General features: G+C 41.7%; 16 protein-coding genes. 5 read left to right on the forward strand and 11 right to left on the reverse strand.

Features of this window, described 5'->3' with window-relative positions; all coding sequences use genetic code 11:
* The first annotated feature begins 173 nt into the window (after positions 1-173).
* The gene (gene purM, locus ACERC6_RS07435) at positions 174-1,217 is read left to right on the forward strand and encodes a phosphoribosylformylglycinamidine cyclo-ligase (protein ID WP_373628402.1); all 1,044 of its coding nucleotides are present in this window, start codon (positions 174-176) and stop codon (positions 1,215-1,217) included.
* A 96-nt stretch (positions 1,218-1,313) separates the two neighbouring features.
* A complete protein-coding gene (gene purN / locus ACERC6_RS07440; RefSeq protein ID WP_284673011.1) occupies positions 1,314-1,961 on the forward strand; it encodes a phosphoribosylglycinamide formyltransferase in 648 nt (215 codons plus the stop codon).
* 75 nt (positions 1,962-2,036) lie between these two features.
* Here purN and fdx read toward each other — a convergent pair whose 3' ends face one another.
* The 8 genes from fdx to ACERC6_RS07480 form a co-directional block, all read right to left on the reverse strand.
* Positions 2,037-2,375 (reverse strand): ISC system 2Fe-2S type ferredoxin, encoded by a 339-nt coding sequence (gene fdx / locus ACERC6_RS07445; RefSeq protein ID WP_284673010.1) that lies wholly within the window; start codon positions 2,373-2,375, stop codon positions 2,037-2,039.
* A gap of 68 nt (positions 2,376-2,443) precedes the next feature.
* Positions 2,444-4,300 carry a Fe-S protein assembly chaperone HscA gene (hscA, locus tag ACERC6_RS07450; RefSeq protein WP_373628404.1) on the reverse strand — a complete coding sequence of 619 codons (1,857 nt, stop codon included), beginning with the start codon at positions 4,298-4,300 and terminating at the stop codon, positions 2,444-2,446.
* Positions 4,301-4,457: 157 nt separating this feature from the next.
* Positions 4,458-4,973: a Fe-S protein assembly co-chaperone HscB gene (hscB, locus tag ACERC6_RS07455; RefSeq protein ID WP_373628405.1), complete on the reverse strand. Its 516-nt coding sequence runs from the start codon at positions 4,971-4,973 to the stop codon at positions 4,458-4,460.
* 2 nt (positions 4,974-4,975) lie between these two features.
* A complete protein-coding gene (gene iscA, locus ACERC6_RS07460) occupies positions 4,976-5,296 on the reverse strand; it encodes an iron-sulfur cluster assembly protein IscA (protein WP_284673007.1) in 321 nt (106 codons plus the stop codon).
* Between the two features lie 46 nt (positions 5,297-5,342).
* Positions 5,343-5,726 (reverse strand): Fe-S cluster assembly scaffold IscU, encoded by a 384-nt coding sequence (gene iscU, locus ACERC6_RS07465; RefSeq protein WP_284673006.1) that lies wholly within the window; start codon positions 5,724-5,726, stop codon positions 5,343-5,345.
* 287 nt (positions 5,727-6,013) lie between these two features.
* The gene (locus tag ACERC6_RS07470; RefSeq protein WP_284673005.1) at positions 6,014-7,237 is read right to left on the reverse strand and encodes an IscS subfamily cysteine desulfurase; all 1,224 of its coding nucleotides are present in this window, start codon (positions 7,235-7,237) and stop codon (positions 6,014-6,016) included.
* Positions 7,234-7,764 (reverse strand): Rrf2 family transcriptional regulator, encoded by a 531-nt coding sequence (locus ACERC6_RS07475; protein ID WP_373628406.1) that lies wholly within the window; start codon positions 7,762-7,764, stop codon positions 7,234-7,236. Before ACERC6_RS07475 ends, ACERC6_RS07470 begins: the two co-directional genes overlap by 4 nt.
* A 278-nt stretch (positions 7,765-8,042) precedes the next feature.
* Positions 8,043-8,723, reverse strand: coding sequence for a hypothetical protein (locus tag ACERC6_RS07480; protein ID WP_373628407.1), 681 nt, complete (start codon positions 8,721-8,723; stop codon positions 8,043-8,045).
* Between the two features lie 544 nt (positions 8,724-9,267).
* Here ACERC6_RS07480 and ACERC6_RS07485 point away from each other — a divergent pair.
* Complete coding sequence (locus ACERC6_RS07485) at positions 9,268-9,540, forward strand: HU family DNA-binding protein (protein WP_373628408.1); 273 nt, start codon at positions 9,268-9,270, stop codon at positions 9,538-9,540.
* 200 nt (positions 9,541-9,740) lie between these two features.
* A complete protein-coding gene (locus tag ACERC6_RS07490; RefSeq protein WP_373628409.1) occupies positions 9,741-11,585 on the forward strand; it encodes a SurA N-terminal domain-containing protein in 1,845 nt (614 codons plus the stop codon).
* A 201-nt stretch (positions 11,586-11,786) separates the two neighbouring features.
* Here the strand turns inward: ACERC6_RS07490 and ACERC6_RS07495 are convergent, their stop codons facing one another.
* The 3 genes from ACERC6_RS07495 to ACERC6_RS07505 form a co-directional block, all read right to left on the reverse strand.
* Positions 11,787-12,995 carry an L-lactate dehydrogenase gene (locus ACERC6_RS07495; RefSeq protein ID WP_373628410.1) on the reverse strand — a complete coding sequence of 403 codons (1,209 nt, stop codon included), beginning with the start codon at positions 12,993-12,995 and terminating at the stop codon, positions 11,787-11,789.
* Between the two features lie 223 nt (positions 12,996-13,218).
* Entirely contained in the window at positions 13,219-14,976 is a 1,758-nt protein-coding gene (locus ACERC6_RS07500) for an L-lactate permease (protein WP_373628411.1), read from the reverse strand.
* A gap of 440 nt (positions 14,977-15,416) precedes the next feature.
* Positions 15,417-15,797, reverse strand: coding sequence for a hypothetical protein (locus ACERC6_RS07505; RefSeq protein WP_284672998.1), 381 nt, complete (start codon positions 15,795-15,797; stop codon positions 15,417-15,419).
* Positions 15,798-15,893: 96 nt separating this feature from the next.
* On the opposite strand from ACERC6_RS07505, the gene mtgA reads away from it, so the two are divergent.
* Positions 15,894-16,568, forward strand: coding sequence for a monofunctional biosynthetic peptidoglycan transglycosylase (gene mtgA / locus ACERC6_RS07510; RefSeq protein ID WP_284672997.1), 675 nt, complete (start codon positions 15,894-15,896; stop codon positions 16,566-16,568).
* The last annotated feature ends 145 nt before the right edge of the window (positions 16,569-16,713 follow it).

A 16,713-nucleotide genomic window follows, 5' to 3' on the forward strand; every position in this document is an offset into this window, starting at 1 on the left:
TTTAACAGTGGATATATGATAAACAAAAATAATAGATAAATACATACGGTTTTTGAAATTATTTTGAAAAAGTTTATATTTTTTAGGGGTGGTGTTTTTTGCAAGGTTTTTGGTGGAAATTTTTGGTATAATGGGGTATATTTAACAACTTCTCAACTTCAAAGGAAAGAGACATGACCGAGCAAATTTCACTTAGCTATAAAGATGCAGGCGTAGATATTGATGCAGGCGAGATGTTGGTACAACGCATCAAATCTGTAGCTAAAGCGACTTCACGCTCTGAGGTTGTTGGTGGTTTGGGTGGTTTTGGTGCGTTGTGCCGTATTCCACAGGGTTACAAATCACCACTTTTGGTGTCAGGGACGGACGGTGTAGGCACAAAATTAAAGTTAGCACTTGACCTAAATCGTCATGATACTATTGGTCAAGATTTGGTGGCGATGTGTGTCAATGACCTACTGGTGTGCGGTGCAGAGCCATTGTTTTTCTTGGATTATTATGCCACAGGCAAGCTAAATGTTGATACAGCAGAAGCGGTCATTAAGGGCATTGGCGATGGCTGTAAGTTGTCAAATTGTGCCCTAATTGGCGGTGAGACTGCCGAGATGCCCGGTATGTATCAAGATGAAGATTATGACTTGGCGGGTTTTTGTGTGGGTGTGGTTGAGGAGTCTGAGGTCATTACAGGTGAGCATGTGCAGTCAGGCGATGTGCTGATTGCTTTAGCATCTAGTGGTGTACATTCTAATGGTTATTCTCTTGTGCGTAAAGTCATTGAGGTAACGGGCGTTGATGTTGAAAATGAGCGGGTTGGCGATGTGTCGTTAGCAAGTGCCTTGATGGAGCCGACTCGTATTTATGTCAAGTCAGTGAATGCTTTGCAAAAGTCATTAGGCAACACCAATATTCACGCCATGGCACATATCACAGGTGGTGGCCTGACAGAGAACCTACCCCGTGTTTTGCCAGAGAGTTTGTCGGCTAGAATAGATACGAATAGCTGGCAGTTACCAGCAGTATTTGCATGGCTACAAAAGGGCGGTAATATTGATATGCTTGAGATGTATCGTACCTTTAACTGCGGTGTTGGCTTTATTTTGGTTGTTCCACAAAAGAAAGCGAATGAAGCATTAAAATTCCTACAAACTCAAGGGGAAGATGCTTGGGTTATTGGTGATATTGTCTCTCGTGAGCGTGATGCGGTGGTGTATGCCTAATAATTAAAACCGTCAATTATTTGGCGGTTTTATTTTATATTTGCTAAAAATATTCAAAGAGACTGTATAGGGTCGTATAAAAACAGGGTACAACAGATGAAAACCTTAAAAATCGCCGTCTTGGTATCAGGTAATGGCTCTAATCTACAAGTTGTGATTGATGCCATGCAAGCAGGTTGTTTGCCGATTGAGATTGTTGGTGTGATTAGTAATGTGGCAGATGCTTATGCGATTACTCGTGCCAAAAATGCCAACATTCGTACCGCTGTGTTATCACACACAGCTAATGGCAAAAAAATGGGCATTAAAACCTTTGAGAAGCACGCTTTGGAGCTACTAGGTGAATGGTCTCCTGATTTGGTGTTGCTTGCAGGATTCATGCGAGTGTTGTCAGCGGAATTTATTGATGGCGTGTCATGTCCAATGATTAATCTACACCCATCGCTACTACCCAATTATAAAGGCTTGGATACGCACAAAAGGGTGCTAAAGTCTGGCGATGTTGTGCATGGCTGTAGCGTGCATATGGTAACAACTGAGCTTGATGCAGGACAGGTGCTAACGCAGGCGGTGCTGTTTGTGTCGCCATCAGATACGATAGAATCTTTAAGGTTGCGTGTACAAAAATTAGAGCATTATGTTTTGCCTTTGACGATTGAGTTGATTGTTAAAGACTTGATAGGGCTTGGCAATGTAGGTGCTGTAAGCAGTTTGCCATTGCCATTTAAGTTTTATTTGGACTGATAAAGATGAATAAAAAACCCAGCCAGATTTTGGTTAGGTTCTTTTGATGACTGCCAAGTTTGGGCGGGTATCGCCTTAATGGTTTTCTTTAGCGTGATTGAGTGTGTATTTTGGGATTTCAATGGTAAGATTCTCATTGGCGATGATACACTGACAAGACAGGCGTGAATTTGGTTCAAGCCCCCATGCTCTGTCAAGCAAATCGCCTTCAATATCATCCATCTCTTCTAGGCTGTCAAAGCCCTGACGAACGACCACATGACAAGTGGTGCATGCTTTTGACATATCACAGGCGTGTTCAATTTTGATGCCATTTTTGTGCAGACCTTCGCATAGGTTTTCACCTTCGTTTAGTTCAACAGTAGCACCTTCTGGGCAGATTTCATGATGGGGTAGGACGGTTACGGTTACCATAAATTCTCTCAATTTGTGTTGATTTTTTAAATGTATTAAATTTTTAAACACCAATTTAAATTAACCCATTACCAATCGGCTGTATTTGTGCCTTTTAGAGCGGACTTGATGTTTTGATCCATGATGATGGCAGCCAGATTATCACTGAGTGGTTTTAGGTTGGCGTTAGCGGTATCAATGGCTTTTTTGTCATCGCCATTGATGGCGTCTTTAAGTGCTTGCATGGCAGATAGCAGGCAAGATTTTTCATCATCTGTCATCAAGCTAGAAAACTCAGTCAATGCTGAATCCAATGCAATCAGCTCACGCTCTGCTTCAACTTTTGCTTCAATTAGCATACGCAGGCGTTTATCTTCATTGGCATACAAGAATCCTGCTTGTAGTAGCTGTTCTTGTTGTTCAATACTAAGTCCATAGCTTGGGCTGACCTGAATCTGGCTGCGTGCCCCTGTCGTGGTCTCTTGGGCAGAGACGGTTAGTTGCCCATTGGCGTCAATCTGAAAACTGACTTCAATGCGTGCATGACCTGCTTTCATGGGTGGAATGCCGTGTAGCTCAAAGCGTGCCAAAGTGCGACAGTCTGCAACTGTTTCTCGCTCGCCTTGTACGACATGAACGACCATGCCTGTCTGACCGTCTTGATGTGTGGTGAATACCTGACGGCGTGCCACAGGAATTGGCGTATTTCTTGGGATAATAACTTCGGTCAAACCACCCATCGTTTCAAGTCCTAAGGACAGCGGTGTGACATCAAGCAGTAGTAGATTGTCTTCTTTTTTATTGATGAGTTGATCAGCGACACGAGCTGCACCCAGTGCCACGACTTCATCAGGGTTTAGCGTGCATAGGGGTTTTTTATGAAAGAATGCTTGGACGGCATCTTGAATGATTGGCATTCTGGTTGAACCGCCCACCAGTATTACCTCACAAACTTCTGACGGTTGGATCTTAGCATCTTGTAACACTTGTTGGCAAATTTGCAGTGTGCGTCGTGTAACAGGTTCTATGATTTGAACCAAAGTGTTGTTATTTAACATACTCTGAAATGGTGTGCCTGCGATCTCAATATCCACCATGGTGGCATGATTATTACTCAAGGCTTGCTTATAAGTTTTAGCCAATCTGGCAAGGCGAGCTTTTTCTTGACTGCTGATTTGAGCAGGGTCAAGATTGGCTGTTTTGATAAAATAGTTGGCAATCAGTCGGTCTATATCATCACCGCCTAAAGCACTATTACCACCTGTCGCCAAGACTTCAAACACACCATCAGACAATCTTAAAATGGATACATCAAAAGTACCACCGCCTAAGTCATATACTAAGTAGATGCCCTCTGATGTACTCTTATCCAAACCATAAGCGATGGCAGCAGCGGTAGGTTCGTTCAATAGGCGAAGCACAGTCAAGCCTGCAGCGGTTGCAGCATCTTTAGTGGCGGCACGCTGAGCATCATCAAAATATGCTGGCACGGTAATGACTGCCCCTGCAATGCTGTCAGGTGGCAATGTGGCTTCAGCATGGCGTTTTAGGTGTGATAAGATGTGTGCTGATGTTTCCACAGGAGACTTTTCACCTTGTGCGGTAACAAAAGCAGGCATGGTGTGTTTATTGCCAGACAGTGTGTAAGGATGGGAAAACTTAATATCTGCCTTGCTACGACCCATGAACCGTTTGGCGGAGATGATAGTATTTTTATCGTCATCATAAGTTAAGGCGGTCAGTCCAACCACAGGGCGTGGAGATTTGTCGCCATAGTATACGACTGATGGTAAAAGTGGTGTATCGCCAAAACGCAACACATCGGCTTTGCCAGAACGCACCACACCAATCAACGAATGGGTTGTGCCTAGATCAATTCCCAGTGCATAACGGTGTTGATGGGGGTTTTTGGATTGGTTGGGTTCGCTGATTTGCAATAAAGACATGATATCTCTTAAAAGCTGGCTAATTTGCCCAAAAATAGGCATAAATAAACAAGGTGGCTGACTTTTAGATGACCAATTTGTATCCGATGATCAAGCGCCACAATAAAATAGTTGTTGTCGCACCGATTGTAACTTTAGTATGATGTGGACAAGTGTATTATACATACAAATCACCATCATCGGTATGTGTATTTAGACTTTGGGCGAGTTTATGTTGCACATCGGTCGCTAATTTTTCTAAGAATTGAATTTTTTGTGCGGTATTTTGTGCATTTTGCCAATCGTGTGCTTGATAGCATTGACTAAACTGTGTATTGTATTGCACCTTTTGATTATTGATTGTGTCAAGTAGATTTTGGATTTCACTACTGCTTTGTAGGTCGTCTAGTGCCATGCGAAATTCCATCATCTCATCTAAAAACTCCCAATCGTTAATGGAGGCGTTTAGATTACACTCTATACCTGAAAGGCTAAGTAGATGTGCAGCTCGCTTATCATCATGATACAAGGTGTCATAGGCGTGATTGATTAAGGAAGCCAGCTTTGTGTCTTGACCTGTTTGGTCGGGGTGATATTGCTTTTGTAGAGATAGCAGCCCTTGTTTTAGGTTGTTCTTATCAATATCAAAGCTAATTGGCAACCCAAATAAAACAAAAAAGTTATTGGTATCCATGATCACACCGTGAAAGATTCACCACAACCGCATTCACCTGTTTGGTTGGGGTTGATGAATTTAAAACCAGAATTTAGACCTTCGGTCACATAGTCCATCTGCAAGCCATTTAAATACACCAAACTTTTTTGATCCACAAAGATGCTCACACCATCATTATCAAATCGTTGGTCAGTATCGTTTGGCTCATCAACAAACTCAAGCACATAGGCAAGACCCGAGCATCCGGCCGTTCGTACACCCACACGAATACCTTGACCACTTCCACGATTTTCTAAAAAATCTTTGACATGCTTGGTCGCTCGTTCGGTTAGTGTAATCATAACTTCTCCTGTGTGCTTGTTGTATCACAATGATTATAGTGATGTATTAGGCGTTGGATTTTGATTGATAATCTTCAATCGCTGCCTTGATGGCGTCTTCTGCCAATACAGAGCAGTGTACTTTTACAGGTGGTAATGCCAATTCTTCAGCAATGTCTTTATTTTTGATGGCGGCGGCTTCAGTTAGGTTTTTACCTTTTAGCCATTCGGTAACAAGCGAGCTTGATGCAATCGCAGAACCACAACCATAGGTTTTGAATTTGGCATCGGTAATGATACCATCATCGCCTACTTGGATTTGTAGACGCATCACATCACCACACGCAGGTGCACCCACCATACCTGTGCCAACATTTTTGGCGTTTTTGTCAAGATTGCCTACATTGCGAGGGTTTTCGTAATGATCAATGACTTTGTCTGAATATGCCATAGTTTTCTCTCTTTGTTGCTAGCAAATAATTTGCTTGGCTTAAATAAAAAAGTTGGTCTTTATCTTTAGCTAATCAGCGGTTGGATAGATGTTGCCATGCTGATCAATATAAAATCGGTTTGGTTAAATCACTTTTATATAGTGCTTAATACATTAACATGGGCTTTTGTACTAAGATAGATAGTGTTCATTTGCCAATACAACATTAGCAAATGAACATATCATTATCAATATAACCAATATTTGTTGCTTGTGGGCTAATGATCCACTGAATTTAACAGGTTAAATCAATGTTCTTGCCACTCTACCTTGCTAAAATCCACGCCTTCTTTAAACATATCCCATAGTGGCGATAGTTCACGCAGTTTGTTTACTGCATCAGTGATTTGAGCCAGTACACGGTCGATGTCTTCATCGGTAGTATAGCGACCAAAACTAAAGCGAATGCTTGAGTGTGCTAATTCATCAGGGCGACCGATGGCACGAAGGACATAAGATGGCTCAAGTGTGGCAGAGGTACAAGCAGAACCTGATGATACTGCCAAATCTTTTAGGCTCATCATCAAAGATTCGCCTTCGATAAAGTTGAAGCTAACATTTAAAATGTTTGGAATGCCATGCTCAAAGCTACCATTTAAATAAGTCTCTTCAATGCCTTGTAAGCCATTCCACAACTTATCTCTTAGGCGTGTGATGTGTGCAAGATCTTCATCAAATCGCTTGGCAGACAAGGCAAATGCTTCACCCATGCCGACAATTTGATGAGTTGCCAGTGTGCCAGAACGCATGCCACGCTCATGACCGCCACCGTGCTGTTCGGCTTTAATACGCACACGAGGCTTACGACCGACATACAAGGCACCAATGCCTTTTGGTCCATAAATCTTATGACCGCTAAAACTCATCAAATCTACTTTTAATTCAGCCAGATTGATTTTAATTTTACCGACTGCTTGTGCACCATCAACATGGAAAAGTATGCCTTTTTCACGAGTGATTCCACCAATGGCTGCGATATCAGTAACGGTGCCAAGCTCGTTATTTACTGCCATAAGGCTTACCAAGATGGTGTCTTCACGGATGGCATCAGCGACTTGTTCGGGCGTGATGATGCCTGTGCTTTCTTGTGGAGTTAGGTAGGTGATTTCAAAACCTTCTTGTTCTAGCTGGCGACAAGTGTCCAAAATGGCTTTATGCTCAATTTGACTGGTAATGATGTGTTTACCTTGAGTGTGGTAGAAGTGTGCCACGCCTTTTAAAGCTAGGTTGTCTGACTCGGTCGCACCGCTGGTAAAAACGATTTCACGAGGGTCTGCACCTACAGTTTCGGCAATCTGTAGGCGAGCGTTTTCAACTGCTTCTTCAGCCTGCCAACCAAAGCCGTGCGAGCGACTGGCAGGGTTGCCAAATATGCCATCAAAGGTCATGTATTTGACCATCTTGTCAGCCACTTCTTGTGCAATTGGTGTGGTGGCAGCGTAATCTAAATAAATTAAGGAATTTTGGCTCATACTGGTTTTACCCCAAGTAAGTTAATGGTATTGATTTGTTGGTCTTTTTTGTCACTTTTAATGCTTTGAAATTTATGTTCTTGGCGTTTATGTTCTTGACGATCGGCGATGTTTTGCGTATTTTTTGAGTGTAGTAAATCAGCAAGAGTTACTTGGCTCAGATAAGCTTCGATATGGGCAGATAGGTTATGCCACAAATCATGTGTTAAGCACATGGCACCATCTTGACAATCACCTTTACCCCCACATTGCATGGCATTCACGCTTTCATCGACTGCGGTGATGATACTCATGACATCAATTTCATTCAAGGGTTTAGCAAGGTGGTAACCGCCTGATGCACCACGAGTGCTATTTACTAAGCCTTTTTTGCGTAGCTTTGAAAATAGTTGCTCGAGATAAGAAATTGAGATGGATTGGCGTTTTGCGATGTCGGACAAAGAAATGGCACCTTGATGGCGATTTTCTTGTACTGCCAAATCAAGTAGGGCGGTAACTGCATATCTGCCGCGTGTGGTTAAGCGCATAAAAATACCTAAGAATGCCTAGTTCGCAAAATGAACATCAGTTATAAAATTTTTGCTTATTATAATAATTCCGAGTAAATAGGTCAAGATTATTTTATAAACTTTGTTGTTGTTATTTGTAAATCCTACGATTTAAAAAATCAATCAAAATAGAATTGAAGCGAATGATGATGGATGATAAAACATTGCTCCAATTCTATTTAAAATATCGAAACTTGCCCGATGACAAACGCAACGCAACATAACTCATGGATGATGAATGAAACGATGGCATAAAATCATACAAAAAAGTGAGAAATTAGGGCGACTATGGCAATTAAACTTGCGACAATAAAGCCTGTAAAGGTACTTTTTTGTTTGGTTTTGGCTTCGCCCAGTTGAGTGCTGAGTCTGGCATTTTGGGTAGTTAGCTCATTGATTTTTTGGGATTGTTCGGTGATTTTGTTTTTTAATTCATCTAGTTGTTCAGCTTTTTGCTCAGGCGCTGGCTTTTCTGCCTTTTTGGTTTTCCGAAGCAAATGATCAATGACGCCACCGATACCAAGTTGTACTAAAAATTCTTTGAATTGAGCCACTTGAATGGCATCGCCACGAATTTGTAGCTTATCTACAGTGTGAATGCTGTGATTGGTCAGAATATGGGCAAGCTGAAAGCTGTAGGCATTAACAGTAATGTTCGCCGATTCTTTATGGGCGGGCAGTTCGCTGTCCAATAGTACACCATGATGGCTAAAAGAAGCGTATATCTGCACATGGGGAAGGTAGGTGCGTATTGATACCAACACTTCTTCTTGTGCTAGTGGATATGTGAGTTGGCGTAATTTTGGGTTTAGTCTTAGCATGAGTGTGATAGCGGATTCTAAAAATACAAGTAAAACATTAAGTAAGCCATGCGAGATAGTACCTGTATTTTTTTGTTGACTGGGGGTGATGCGTTGCGAATGATTGATTTCTGCCATAAATCTATCCTAAGTTAATTTAAAAATTAAGATTGTGGTGCTGACGAATGCGATTTAACCCTATTGATGATTGGTGTGATTGATGCACTTCGTCTATGGACCTAATTGATGTGATTGTATCCTAAAATCATTAAAAACACAAAATCAATACTAAAAAACGCACAATCTTGTGGGCTTGTGTTGAATTTAAGGTTGTTTTGGGTAAAATTTTGACTGTGTTACATAAAATTATGTAAATTATCTTGCATATTGAGCCAAGTATTGTTATAAATGGTAAGTAATGTTTGTGCTAACAAACAACGAAATGTGCGTATATTGACTATAACTTGTGGGTATTTTGAGTGATTTTTTGCAAAATTTCTCACAATTTTGTAAAATTTTGAGAAATTTTGCATTTATCTACTTGTAAATGCTTGTTGATAGTCATACAATGCACACATCAACAATCGCCCTATACTAAGAGCATGACAATTAACAGGCTTGAAGTATTTTTAGGCGCTGTGATTGAATCATTTTTATTAACTCAACACATGAGGAACTTGATATGAATAAGTCAGAATTGGTAGATGCGATCGCAAGTGAAGCAGGTCTAACTAAAGATCAAGCCACTAAAGCACTAAATGCTTTTACTGCAAGCGTACAAGGTGCTCTTGAGCGTGGTGATGATGTGGTGTTGGTTGGTTTTGGTACTTTTAGTGTGAAAGAGCGTGCCGCTCGCACTGGACGCAACCCAAAAACTGGCGAATCATTACAAATTGCTGCCAGCAAAGTACCAGGATTTAAAGCAGGCAAGGGTCTAAAAGACGCAGTGAACTAATTTACCTTGCTTAGCTAGACGATTGGCTTGGCCAATCAAAACACCCTTTGTTCAGCAAAGGGTGTTTTTTGTGCAGGTATTGGTGAGTATTGTGAATATTTGGCAAAATTTTGCAAAACATTTTGAGTATTTTTGTGATTTAGCGTATTATAGTAAGGTTTTAGTTTTTTAATCAAAATTTAATCGGTAAGTGAAATTTTATGGATAAATTGCGTGATTTTCTACACGGCTGGCCTGGTCGCATCACGATGGGTCTAATCATGCTACCAATGGTGTTTCTAGGCGTGCAGGGCATAAATGGCGGGACGCACATTGGGACAAATGAGTTGGTAAAGGCAGGCGATAGCACTATTGATGTGAGCGTGTATCAATCGGAGCTAAATAACTACCGCCAACAGCTTTTACAAAACAATGACGCAAGCATGATTAACGAGCGTGCAATGGCAGATGAGGTGCTAGATGATCTCATTAATCGTGTTTTACTCCAAAACCAAACACAAGTGCTTGGTATGTCGGTGTCCGATGAGGTCATCAGCCAGATGATAGCCCAAGATGAGAGCTTTTGGCAAGATGGTAGATTTTCTAATGAGTTATTCGCTCAATTTTTAGATTATAGCGGATTGACCAAAGATGAGTTGTTCGCTAGATTTCGCACGCAGCTTAGCATAAGACAACTAACCGCAAGCATATTAGGTACGGCGATTTATCCTACTTCTCAAGTGGGTCGCCTGCTTGATTTGCAACTTGAGGCTCGTGAGGTTTGGGTGCATCGTTTTGCTTGGCAGGATTATGCCGACCAAGTAAGCGTTTCTCAATCTCAAATCGAAGCATACTTTAATGAACATAAAGAGTCTTTGATACGCCCAGAATCGGTGGATTTGACCTATATTGAGCTGACGATGGATGAGTTAAAAGTTGATGCACCGACCGAAGAGGAGATTGTGTCTCAATTTGCAAATTATCTACAAAAAAATGGCTTGAGTGATGGTCGTGAACTATCACAAATTCTACTATCAGGTTCAGATGCCAAAGCTAAAGCTAACGAGATTAGGGCAAAACTTGATAAGGGTGAGTCATTTGAGGTGCTTGCTAAGCAATATTCTGATGATCCAAGTGGTGAGTCAGGTGGCTATATCGGTAAATACAACCCTTCGGTATTTGGTAATGATGCTGGCAAGGTTAATGTTGCTTTAGCGGGGCTAAAAGTCGGTGGGGTGAGTCAACCTGTACAGACGAGTTTTGGTTACCAGATTTTTAAGGTGGTTAAAGCGGGCAGTATCACAGTTGATGGTGTGCGTGATGAGCTTTTGCAGATGGCACTAAAGCAAAAGCGTGAAGCAGCTTATCATGAGTTGATCACCAAGATTAACAACATGGCAAATGATGCCATGGGCATCAGTGATATCGCTGCTACAGTTTCATTGCCTGCCAAATCTATTAAATCTTATCCAAAAAATAATAATACCACCGAATTATCACAGCCTGTGGTGATTGATACCGCATTTGATGATTTTAATATTCAAGATCAAGCAGTGAGTGCAAATATCACTTTGGGTGATACCAAGACTGTCTGGGTGCAATCAACCAATCACCAAGAGGCCAGACCTTTAACATTGCCAGAAGCAACTCCACAGATTAAAGAGTTGCTTCACAAAAAAGCAGCGACCGAACTGGCATTGGCAGCTGCCAGTAAATTGGCGGAGCAGGCTAAAGTCTCTGGTGTTCAGTCACTGATGACATCTGGGGCAAATTTTGGTATCGCTACTCGCCAAAGCCCCAATCTTAGTATCCAAGAACGAGCCAGTTTATTTATTCATAAATCGGGTAAAAATGACATTTGGTCAGTGCAGACTGAGCAGGGTGCAAGTGTCATCATTGGTGGGCCTGTTAGCAACCAAGCCGTAGAACAGATTTCGGCAGTGGAGCGTATGCAGGCAGCGATGATAATTCGTGATAATATTGGTGATGACCAGTGGTCTGACTATTTGCATTATCTAAAAGACAATACGAAAGTTACTGTCAATCGTAGTATCTTGGATAGATGATGGCAAGGTTTTGGTATGCTTACGAAATCTGCAAAACCTTAGTCATAAAACAGCCCTTAATTGAAGGGCTGTTTTATTGGGTGGTGATTGGTGAACTGCCATTCATTTAAAAGCCACCATGATATCCGTTTGGTAGTTTGTTGTGTAATTGATGGCAATAAAAAAGACCTTATATTAATAAGGTCTTTTTTATTGGTTGGGTTACCAGCGAATTGGTGTGATGTGAGGGTTGGAGGCTTTTAAGTTCTCATAAGTACCCTTGACAAAGATGCCTTCATTCACGGTGTTGATGTTGGTATGACCACAGAACGCCATTGTGATGTCGCATTCTTTATAGATGATTTCCAGAGCTCGGCGAACACCATCTTCGCCATATGCCCCCAAACCATACAAGAATGAACGACCAATCATTGTGCCTTTTGCTCCCAATGCGATGGCTTTTAGTACATCTTGACCTGAGCGGATACCACTATCTAGCCATACTTCACAAGCACTGTTCTCGGCTTGTACTGCTTGTACGCAGTCGGCTAGGGTAGAGATGGAGCTAGGTGCACCGTCTAGCTGACGACCACCGTGGTTGGAGATGACCATTGCGTCTGCTCCTGACTTAGTTGCCAAGATGGCATCTTCTGGTTCCATAATGCCCTTGATGATGAGTGGACCACCCCATAGCTCTTTGATGCGAGCGACATCATCCCAGTTTAGACTAGGGTCAAACTGCTCGGCTGTCCATGATGACAGGCTAGATAGGTCGCCTACACCTTCAGCATGACCTACAATGTTACGGAAGGTATGGCGTTTGGTACCTAGCATATTAAAGCACCATTCAGGCTTAGTCATTAGGTTAAGAATGTTTTTTAGGGTTGGCTTGGGTGGGGCGGACAAGCCATTTTTGATGTCTTTATGGCGTTGACCTAGAACCTGTAAGTCTGCCGTTAGAATAAGCGCAGAGCATTTGGCTTCTTTAGCACGGCGAATAAGGTTTTCCATGAACTTTTTATCACGCATGACATACAGCTGAAACCAAAACGGCTTATTGGTATTTTCTGCCACATCTTCAATTGAACAGATACTCATGGTGGAGAGTGAAAAAGGAATGCCGAACTTCTCAGCAGCACGAGCGGCATGAATCTCGCCATCTGCCCACATCATGCCTGTAAATCCTGTTGGAGCGATTGCTACAGGCATATGTACATCTTGTCCAATCATCTTTGTGGCAAGTGAACGACCTTCCATATCCACTAGCACACGCTGGCGTAGTTTGATACGGTCGAAGTCGGTTTCGTTATTGCGATAGGTGGTTTGTGTCCATGAACCAGAGTCTACATAGTCATAAAACATACGAGGGACTTTACGCTCAGCAATACGGCGTAGGTCTTCAATTTCGGTAATTTTGCTTAAATCAGCCATAATTATACCCTTAAAGAGTTGTTAAAAATCGTGAATACAAAAATAATCAAATACCATTTATTTTACACCATTTTTCATTATTAACATATAGATAAATAAGCTACTATTATAAAAAGTGTTCAATAAGACATGAAAAATTGTGTTTTTCATTAACTTATTAACCAAAAAAGCACCCGTTTAACAAATGGATGCTTTTTTAAAATAATACAACAAAAGGCAAGTCTTAAGCGGTCTTTTTCTTATCTGTTAGGCTCATGGTGCCAAAGAACACCACAGGCCAGATAACCGCTCCAATCCACCAAATGGGGTTAAAGATGAATGCCATACCCACAAGACCTGCTTGGATGACATAATAAGTCATTGCAATGAGTGTTTTGCGAATAATAAAGCCTTCACGGTTTACCATGCCCACAACCGCACAGGCGGCAACAACATTGTGTACGCTAATCATATTACCAGCAGCACCGCCAACAGCTTGCAGAGCAACGACTTTGGCAGCTTCAATGGCGTTTAGGTCAATTTGGGCGGCAGTACTCCACTGGAAGTGAGAGAACATCATGTTTGAAACAGTGTTCGAACCTGCAATGAACGCACCAAGTGCTCCAATCCAAGGCGACACGATTGGCCACATTCCAGAAAATACATCAGCTGCACCGATTGCCAACACTCTTGGCATGGCAAGTATCGGCTGAGCAACATCGGCAGACGTGCCAGAGTTGATGAATACTTGTACCATTGGAATGGAAAAGAGCAAGGCAGGAGCGGCTGCTAACATCGTCTTAAATGACGCACCCCAACTTTTTTTCACCATATCGCCTTTCATGCCAAAGATGAAAATACATAAGATGGAGACAAGTAGCAGTGTTGTGCCTGGTGAATATAGAAGCTGAGTTTTGTTGGTGATGGAAGTGTCTAGAATATTACTAAAAGTGATTACAAGGTTTTCGTTCAACCATGCTTTTAGTGGTTTGATGGTGCGTGTGGCTATCAAGATGCCAATAACAAGTAGGTATGGCATGAAAGCACGCAACACAGAGTATTTGGCTTTTTCATTGACATCAATATTAGTGGCGGCAAGCGACCCTTTCCATTCTTCGTCCCATTGTTCATGAGTGCCAAAGTCAAAGGTGTTTTTTGGGGTTAAAAAGCCTGCTTTTGCCGCAGGAATGACAATCGCCATACCAACGATAGCACCAACTAATGATGGCAGTTCAGGACCGATGAATTTGGCGGTCAAGAAATAAGGAATGGTAAAGGCAAGACCGGCAAAAATAGCAAACGGTGCCGCCTCAAAACCTTGGCGGAAAGAACGCTTTTCACCAAAGAATTTGGTCAAGAAACAGCACAAAATGAGCGGAATTAAGAAGCCAACAACAGAGTGGATAAAGCCGACATTTGCACCGATTTGTACAATATAGTCGCCAAAGGCAATGCCTTTTTCAGCGATGGCAGTACCGACATCTTCTTTATTTTCAAGACCTGAATTAACACCGATTAGAATGGGTGTTCCGACTGCACCATAAGACACAGGCGTGGACTGAATGATGAGAATGGCCATCACGCACGCCATCGCAGGAAAACCGAGTGCCAGTAGTAGGGGTGCACCAACGGCTGATGGCGTACCCCAACCAGTTGAGCCTTCGATGAGTGAGCCAAACAACCAAGCAACGATAATCATCTGCACACGGCGATCAGGAGAGATACCCATAAAGCCTTGACGAATGGCGACAATGGCTTGGCTCTCTTTGATGGTGTTGAGCAACAAAATCGCCGAAAATACGATAAATAGTACATTGGCTGCGGTTAAAACACCATGAATGGTGGCAGCAGCAACTTGGTTGCCACTGGTTTGCCACACAAAAAAAGATAAGGTTGCTGTTGCCAAATAAGCGACCGCCATAGCTATCTTGGCGGGTAGTCGCAAGACAACCAGCAGTACAAAAACAATGATGATTGGCAGCATTGCCAAAAAGGTATACATATCAAACACTCCATGTAACCAAAAAAAACATAAAAATTACAGCACTCTAAATACAAGCTTTAGGCTTAAAGGTATTGTTAGTACTAAATAAGCGATAACAAAGGGCTGATATAAAAAGATGACTGTGTAATTTTTATTATTTGTAGTAAAAAAAAGAAAAGGTAAGATTGTTGTCAATCGGTTGCTATTGTACTTACTTTTTGATTAAAAATAAATATTTTGTATGAAAATTTCTAAGTTTTTTTTGCTAACGATATATGTTAATTGACACCCAAGTCATCAATAAAATTGGTGAACGGGGGTGTTTTTGTAAAAGTTTTAGGAAAATCTAGGTTTTGGTGGTTGTCTTTAAATCTTAAATGGGCAGTGATTGATGATTTTTTTTGAGAAAAAGGTTGTTTATTGATTGAATGTTGGCTGTTGGTTTGGGTTGTTATTGCTTATGGTATGGGTAGGCTTGCGATGTCCATCACTCCAAAAGGGTAGCATAAAAGGCGTGTGGGTGTCATCAGTATGGGAATCATCATGCCTAACACTTCAAATGCTTTATGATTTGGGTTGGTTATGTTTGCTAAGTCAAGCACCTGTAAGGTCGGTAATGCCCTAACTTGATTGGCATAATGATATAGGCGATGGGTATCATCGCACAGATGACAGCCGTCTGTGCCAAGTAAATACCATGTGGCATCTACATTGGTAATATCAAAGAGAGCTAGTAGCTGTTGACGAAATTGTTGATATTCATTGATGTTGACACTGTTTAGGGCAAATCGGTTGTGTGCAAGGTGGTTTAATTGCTTGATAAAATTGTCATTATTCATAAAGAATTCATACAGAAAAAAGTCAAAAATGGTGTAAAATAACGATGGTGTGGGTAAAAATCACAGCTGTCATTATAACTTAAAAAGGCTGATAAGGTGTTAAAGAAAATCATTCGTTGGGCGTTTGTATTGGTTCTTGCTATTTTTCTTGGCTTTCATGCTATGGTGGCAGTTTTACTGGGTGCAGGTAAATTCATGCCTGTTACAGAATCGGCATTTATGATGGCACACCGTGTGGGTGGGGGCAGTGTTCAGCAAACTTGGGTGGATTATGACAATATCGCTAAGTCTGTTAAGCAGGCAGCCATCGTCAGCGAAGATGCTAGATTTAGCCAACATCATGGTTTTGACTTTGAGAGTATCGAACGAGCCATCAAGACGAACGAAGCACGAGGGGCGATTTCAATCGGTGGTTCAACCATCAGTCAGCAACTTGCCAAAAATCTGTTTTTGACATCGCATCGGTCATACATCAGAAAGGCGGAAGAGGCCATCATTGTGGTGATGATGGAGGGTATCTGGGATAAAAGGCGAATTTTGGAGGTGTATTTGAATGTGGTGGAGTTTGGTGATGGCATCTATGGCATTGAAGCGGCGGCACGGCATTATTATGGTAAATCTGCCAAACAGCTGAGTCGTGAGCAGGCGGCACTACTGATTAGTATGCTTCCTAATCCAAAATACTTTCAAAAAAACAACAATGCCAAACGACTGCGTAGCAAACAGCGAATCATACTAGCTCGCATGAACTCGGCAATACTGCCTAATTAGCCTAAAATGACACAATTGGGCGTATCAATATACAGTCAAGATCATATTGTTGTAATGGGTCAATGAAGATTGGCATATCAGATAAAAACACTAAGATCAACAAAGTGAAAGATAGAACATGAAAACAAAAGCATCATCTGCTGAA

Origin of the sequence: Moraxella sp. E33BD, from assembly GCF_041807865.1 — a bacterium.
In the GTDB taxonomy this organism is placed as follows: domain Bacteria; phylum Pseudomonadota; class Gammaproteobacteria; order Pseudomonadales; family Moraxellaceae; genus Moraxella; species Moraxella haemolytica.

What these genes read in the sequence shown, in the direction of transcription:
- purM (WP_373628402.1), top strand. Translation starts at nt 174, where the DNA reads ATGACCGAGCAAATTTCACTTAGCTATAAAGATGCAGGCGTAGATATT.
- purN (WP_284673011.1), top strand. Translation starts at nt 1,314, where the DNA reads ATGAAAACCTTAAAAATCGCCGTCTTGGTATCAGGTAATGGCTCTAAT.
- fdx (WP_284673010.1), bottom strand. Translation starts at nt 2,375, where the DNA reads ATGGTAACCGTAACCGTCCTACCCCATCATGAAATCTGCCCAGAAGGT.
- hscA (WP_373628404.1), bottom strand. Translation starts at nt 4,300, where the DNA reads ATGTCTTTATTGCAAATCAGCGAACCCAACCAATCCAAAAACCCCCAT.
- hscB (WP_373628405.1), bottom strand. Translation starts at nt 4,973, where the DNA reads ATGGATACCAATAACTTTTTTGTTTTATTTGGGTTGCCAATTAGCTTT.
- iscA (WP_284673007.1), bottom strand. Translation starts at nt 5,296, where the DNA reads ATGATTACACTAACCGAACGAGCGACCAAGCATGTCAAAGATTTTTTA.
- iscU (WP_284673006.1), bottom strand. Translation starts at nt 5,726, where the DNA reads ATGGCATATTCAGACAAAGTCATTGATCATTACGAAAACCCTCGCAAT.
- ACERC6_RS07470 (WP_284673005.1), bottom strand. Translation starts at nt 7,237, where the DNA reads ATGAGCCAAAATTCCTTAATTTATTTAGATTACGCTGCCACCACACCA.
- ACERC6_RS07475 (WP_373628406.1), bottom strand. Translation starts at nt 7,764, where the DNA reads ATGCGCTTAACCACACGCGGCAGATATGCAGTTACCGCCCTACTTGAT.
- ACERC6_RS07480 (WP_373628407.1), bottom strand. Translation starts at nt 8,723, where the DNA reads ATGGCAGAAATCAATCATTCGCAACGCATCACCCCCAGTCAACAAAAA.
- ACERC6_RS07485 (WP_373628408.1), top strand. Translation starts at nt 9,268, where the DNA reads ATGAATAAGTCAGAATTGGTAGATGCGATCGCAAGTGAAGCAGGTCTA.
- ACERC6_RS07490 (WP_373628409.1), top strand. Translation starts at nt 9,741, where the DNA reads ATGGATAAATTGCGTGATTTTCTACACGGCTGGCCTGGTCGCATCACG.
- ACERC6_RS07495 (WP_373628410.1), bottom strand. Translation starts at nt 12,995, where the DNA reads ATGGCTGATTTAAGCAAAATTACCGAAATTGAAGACCTACGCCGTATT.
- ACERC6_RS07500 (WP_373628411.1), bottom strand. Translation starts at nt 14,976, where the DNA reads ATGTATACCTTTTTGGCAATGCTGCCAATCATCATTGTTTTTGTACTG.
- ACERC6_RS07505 (WP_284672998.1), bottom strand. Translation starts at nt 15,797, where the DNA reads ATGAATAATGACAATTTTATCAAGCAATTAAACCACCTTGCACACAAC.